Here is a 5,479-nt window from a genome sequence, read left to right on the forward strand (position 1 = left end):
AGGCGCCGCCCGCCGCCCACAGGGCGATGGCGCGGGCCCTGCCGATGCCGCCGGACGCCGCGCCGGACGGCCGCGGGGTGGTCCCGGCGTCCGGATACGCCTGCCGTACCAGGGCGAGCGAGGCGGGCAGCATCACAGAGGCGGCCGTGCCCTGCACCACGCGGGTGCCGATCAGTACGCCGAGGCCGGGCGCGAGACCGCACGCGGCCGACGCGACGGTGAAGACGGCCATGCCCGCGCCGAAGGCGCGCCTGGCGCCGATCCGGTCCGACAGCGCCCCGGTGGAGAGCATGAAGGCGGCGAAGGCCAGCGTGTAGCCGTCCACGACCCACTGGAGCGCGGCGAGGCCGCCGTGCAGATCGGCGCCGATGGACGGCAGGGCGACGGTCACGACCGAGGCGTCCAGGGTGATCACGAAGAAGCCGAGCAGGGCGGCGGCCAGGGTGCGGCCGGGGGAGCGTACGGGCGCAGGTGTGGGCGTCGGTGCAAGCGCAGGTGTGGGCGTGGGTGCGGGTGTGGGTGCGGCGACGGGTTCCCGGGCGGCGGGCGGGGCCGCACGGTCAGGACCGGAGAGACGCGAAGACATGCGATCAGCGTGGCCGCGGCCGTCGCCGTACAGTAGTGGCCTGAATGCCACGGTCCCGGAGGTTCTGGCCATGCCCTTCACCTGTCCCCGCCCGCACCGGGTCGCGGTGATCGCCTCGCGGCCGGTGTCGATGTTCAACCTCGCCGTGCCGGAGATGCTGTTCGGCAAGGTCCAGCTGGACGGCGGGCCCGGCTACGAGGTGGAGTTGTGCACGCCTGACCCCGGCAGCGTCGGGACCAGCGGCGGGGCCGACCTGGTGATCGGGCAGGGTCTCGACGCGGTGGAGCGCGCCGACACGGTGGTCGTGGCCGGGACCGGGTCGCGGGAGGACCCGGACCCGCGTGTCGTGGCCGTCCTGCGGCAGGCCGCGCGGGCGGGCAAGCGGGTGGCATCCATCTGCACGGGCGCCTTCCTGCTCGCCGAGGCCGGACTGCTCGACGGCCGCCAGGCCACCACGTACTGGGAGTACACCGGCCAACTCGCCGCGCGCTACCCGGCGGTGGTCATGGAGCCCGACGTGCTCTTCGTCCAGGACGGCCAGATGCTGACGTCCTCCGGATACGCGGCGGGCATCGACCTGTGCCTGCACATCATCCGCACCGACTACGGCGCGGCCGTCGCCAACACCGTGGCCCGGCTGGCGCTGGTCGCGCCCGTACGGCACGGCGGGCAGGCGCAGTTCACCGACACACCGCTGCCCGCGGAGACCGGCACATCGCTCGCCGCGACCCGCGCCTGGGCGATGACCCGGCTCGACGCGCCGCTCACCCTCACCGACCTCGCCCGGCACGCGGCCGTCAGCGTCCGCACCCTCAGCCGCCGCTTCCACGCCGAGACCGGACTCAGCCCGCTCCAGTGGCTGCTGCACCAACGCGTCGAGCGGGCCAAGGAGTTGCTGGAGACCACGACCCTGCCCGTCGACCAGGTCGCCCGCGCCAGCGGCCTCGGCACCGCCGACTCGCTGCGGCAGCACCTGCTGCGCAGGGCCGGGCTGACGCCGAGCGACTACCGCGCGGCGTTCACCCGCCTGACGACGGCCTGACCTCTGGTCGGGGGGCGGTGGGGCGTCCGGCGGCGGCACTCCTCGCCGGCCCCGGGCCGTACGACCGGCGACCGTACGACCCGCGACCGCCCGGCGCCTCGTACAGTGCCGTGCATGGGCGAACGCGACGTGCTGCACATCAAGGGACGGGTGCTGGCCGGGCCTGACGAGGTCAGGGACGAGCTGTGGGTGGTCGGCGGGCGGATCAGCTACGACCGCCCGGCCGCGGCTCCGGCCGCGACCGTCACCGGCTGGACCCTGCCGGGGCTGGTCGACGCGCACTGCCATGTGGGACTCGACGCGCACGGCGCCGTCGACCGCGACACCGCGGAGAAGCAGGCGCTCACCGACCGGGAGGCCGGCGCGCTGCTGCTGCGCGACGCGGGCTCGCCGAGCGACACCCGCTGGACCGACGACCGCGCCGACCTGCCGAAGATCATCAGGGCGGGCCGCCACATCGCCCGCACCCGCCGGTACATCCGCAACTACGCCCACGAGATCGAGCCCGGCGACCTGACCGCGTACGTACGTCGCGAGGCGCGCCGCGGCGACGGCTGGGTGAAGCTGGTCGGCGACTGGATCGACCGGGAGGCGGGCGACCTCGCCGCGTGCTGGCCGAAGGACGCGCTCACCGAGGCCATCGCCGCCGCGCACGAGGAAGGCGCCCGCGTCACCGCGCACTGCTTCGCCGAGGACTCGCTCGCCGACCTCGTGGCCGCGGGCATCGACTGCGTCGAGCACGCCACCGGACTCACCGAGGACACCATCCCGCTCTTCGCGGAACACGGCGTCGCGATCGTCCCCACCCTGGTCAACATCGCAACCTTCCCCGCCCTGGCCGCGGGCGGCGAGGGCAAATTCCCGCGCTGGGCCGACCACTTGCGACGGCTGCACGCCCGCCGCCACGACACCGTGCGCGCCGCGTACGACGCCGGTATCGCCGTCTACGCCGGTACGGACGCCGGCGGCAGCCTCGCCCACGGCCTGATCGCCGACGAGGTCGCCGAGCTCGTCGCCGCCGGACTGCCGGTCAACGCCGCTCTTTCCTCGGCCACTTGGGGGGCCCGCGACTGGCTGGGCCGCGAAGGGCTCGCCGAGGGCGAGCCCGCCGACCTGGTGGTCTACGAGAGCGATCCGCGCGCGGACGTACGGGTGCTGGCGGCGCCGCGGCGGATCGTGCTGCGCGGCACGGTCGTCGCCTGACGGCATCTCAAGACATCTCAGTGCGCCTCAGGGCCCCTTCGCGGTCCTGCGGTCCCGCCTCCCGCGTACACCATGGCCGTGCGACGGGCGAGGACGTGTGTTGACCGACCGTGACGTACGGGAGCCGGGGCACGTTAGACATCACTGTGCGCGCCACGGAACGTCAACCGAGGTGAGGGGTGTCATCCCGTGGTCCGGGTGACGCGGGGGAACGGTCGTGCGGCGAGATTCGAAGAAGCTCACGGAAACCACCCTTATGGGTGAACTGACGCCGTGTGCGCGCCAGTTCACCCTCAGTGCGTAAACATTGCCGGACCGAGGTCCCCGGCGGCTGTCCCCAACAGTCGTGCGCCGGGGACTCCATGCCACTTGTGGGGGTTTTCCACCGTGTACCGCACCATCAACGTCAGCCTGCCCGCCCGCCGTTCGGCCGCCGCCATCGGCGCCGCCGTCGCCCTCGCCGCGGGCGCCCTCGCCGTAGCGCCGGGTGCGCAGGCGACTCCCGCGACCTCGGGCGGCGGCACGTCCACCGCGACCGTGCTGCGAGCGGGCCTCGACGTATCGCTGCTGAACAAGACCGTGGACGTCCCGGTGAATGTCTCGCTCAACGATGTGAAGGCGCCCGCCGACGCGAAGGAGACCGCGCTGACCGTGAAGGTCGGCAGCGGTGTCGAACGGGGTCACGAGATCAACATCCTGCGGGCCGACGTCGCGACGGCGAACGCCACCGCCGACCGCTACAAGGCGGAGGGCTACGCCAACGTGGCCAAGGCCGAGGTCCATGTCCCCGGACTTCCGCTGCTCTCGCTGATCAAGCTGGACGCCGTCACGTCCAAGGCGACCTGCCAGGTGGGCCACAAGCCCACCGCCAGTTCGAAACTGGTCGGGGTGACGATCCTCGGCAAGACCATCTCGCTCAACGCGGTCGGCACCACCGACGTCCGCGTCGGCGGGGTCGGTGAGGTCAGTCTCCAGCTCACCAACACCGTGACGACGTCCCGTACGGCCGCCGCCACCGCCCTCCAACTGAAGGTCCACATCAACCCGTTGAACCTCGGAGTCGCCGAGGTCACCGGTGACGTCACGCTGGCGCAGGCCACCTGCCGTACGCCCCAGGCCAGCGGCTCGACCGGCGGTACGACATCGGGCGGCAACTCCGGCGGCTCGACGAACGGAGGCTCGACGAACGGCGGTTCCACGAACGGCGGTTCTACGAATGGAGGCTCCACCAACGGCGGTTCCACGAACGGCGGTTCGACCAACGGAGGTGCCACCAACGGTGGCTCGACCAGCGGTTCCACGGGCGGCCACTCCACCGGCGGCTCCACCTCCGGCTCGTCCAACGGTGGTTCCACCAACGGCGGTTCCAGCGGTACGTCCGGCTCCGCGGGCACCTCGGGCGGCGGCACCTCGGGTGGCGGCGCCTCCGGCTCCGGCGGCAGCGACACCCATCCGCAGACCGGCACCGACACCTCTGTGAACACCGGCAACCTGGCCGAGACCGGGGCCAGTTCCTCCACGCCGTACATGGCGTACGGCGCCATCGGCCTGATCGCGGTGGGCGGCGGCGCCTTCCTGCTCACCAACCGCCGCCGCAAGGCCGCCGCTTCGCGCGGCGAGTAGTCCGGCCCACCGGGGGGATCGGGGGAATACAGGGGAGGGCGGCTCCGCTCCGGGAGCCGCCCTCTACTCTGTTCCCTACGAACGGCGGCTCGACTGCCGTTCGACTTGGGGATGGGCGAACGGGGCGAGCGAGCAATGGTGGACGGGCTTTTCGCGGGTCGTTACGAACTGGCGGAGCTGCTCGGCTCCGGCGGAATGGCCCGGGTGCACCGCGCCCGCGACACCCGCATGGGCCGCGCCGTCGCGGTCAAGACGCTCCTGCCCGAACTGGCCAGTGACCCCGACGCGCGCCGCCGGTTCGCCCGCGAGGCGCAGGCCGCCGGAGCGCTCAACCACCCCGGCATCGTCACCGTCCACGACCAGGACGAGGTCCGCACCGACGACGACACCGTGGTGCCGTACCTGGTCATGGAGTACGTGCGGGGCAGCACGCTCGCCCAACTCGTCCGCGAGCAGGTCTGGTTCGCGCCCGAGCGCGCGGCGCGCATCGCCGCCGACATGCTGGACGCGCTCGCCCACGCGCACAGCCGCGGCACCGTCCACCGCGACGTGAAGCCCGCCAACGTGATGATCACCACTGAAGGCGCCGTCAAGGTCGCCGACTTCGGCATCGCGCACGTCCTGCACAGCGACGCCCGGCTGACCGCCACCGGCTCGGCGATCGGCACGCCCAGCTACATGTCGCCCGAGCAGATCAACGGCATCGACGTCGACGCCCGCAGCGACGTCTACGCGGTCGGCTGCGTACTGACCGAACTGCTCACCGGCAGACCGCCGTTCACCGACGGCAACCCGATCAACCTCATGTACTGGCACGTCCACACCCCGCCCCCGACGCCGTCCGCCCGCAATCCGCGGGTGCCGGGAGAGCTGGACGCGCTGGTGCTGGCCGCGCTCGCCAAGGACCCGGCCGAGCGGCCGGAGGGCGCCGCCGCCTTCCGCGACCAACTGCGCGGCTGGCTGGCCGCCACCGGCTCCTCCGCGCTGACCGGACCCGCCGCGGAACCCGCCGACGCCGGCTCGGG

At 73.0% G+C, this 5,479-nt stretch carries 5 protein-coding genes; 4 read left to right on the forward strand and 1 reads right to left on the reverse strand.

What is annotated here, in order from left to right; translation table 11 throughout:
* A partial coding sequence (locus BGM09_RS27775) for an MFS transporter (RefSeq protein WP_223187706.1) occupies positions 1-586 on the reverse strand: 586 nt, incomplete at its 3' end.
* 70 nt (positions 587-656) lie between these two features.
* Here BGM09_RS27775 and BGM09_RS27780 point away from each other — a divergent pair.
* From BGM09_RS27780 to BGM09_RS27795, 4 genes are all read left to right on the forward strand, one after another.
* Complete coding sequence (locus BGM09_RS27780; protein WP_223187707.1) at positions 657-1,628, forward strand: GlxA family transcriptional regulator; 972 nt, start codon at positions 657-659, stop codon at positions 1,626-1,628.
* Between the two features lie 114 nt (positions 1,629-1,742).
* The gene (locus BGM09_RS27785) at positions 1,743-2,831 is read left to right on the forward strand and encodes an amidohydrolase family protein (protein ID WP_188284457.1); all 1,089 of its coding nucleotides are present in this window, start codon (positions 1,743-1,745) and stop codon (positions 2,829-2,831) included.
* Between the two features lie 387 nt (positions 2,832-3,218).
* Entirely contained in the window at positions 3,219-4,454 is a 1,236-nt protein-coding gene (locus BGM09_RS27790; protein WP_317452921.1) for an SCO1860 family LAETG-anchored protein, read from the forward strand.
* 135 nt (positions 4,455-4,589) lie between these two features.
* On the forward strand, positions 4,590-5,479 hold an 890-nt coding region (locus tag BGM09_RS27795; RefSeq protein ID WP_188284458.1), incomplete at its 3' end, for a protein kinase domain-containing protein.

The sequence above is a fragment of the Streptomyces sp. CBMA29 genome (assembly GCF_014596445.1).
Taxonomy (GTDB): domain Bacteria; phylum Actinomycetota; class Actinomycetes; order Streptomycetales; family Streptomycetaceae; genus Actinacidiphila.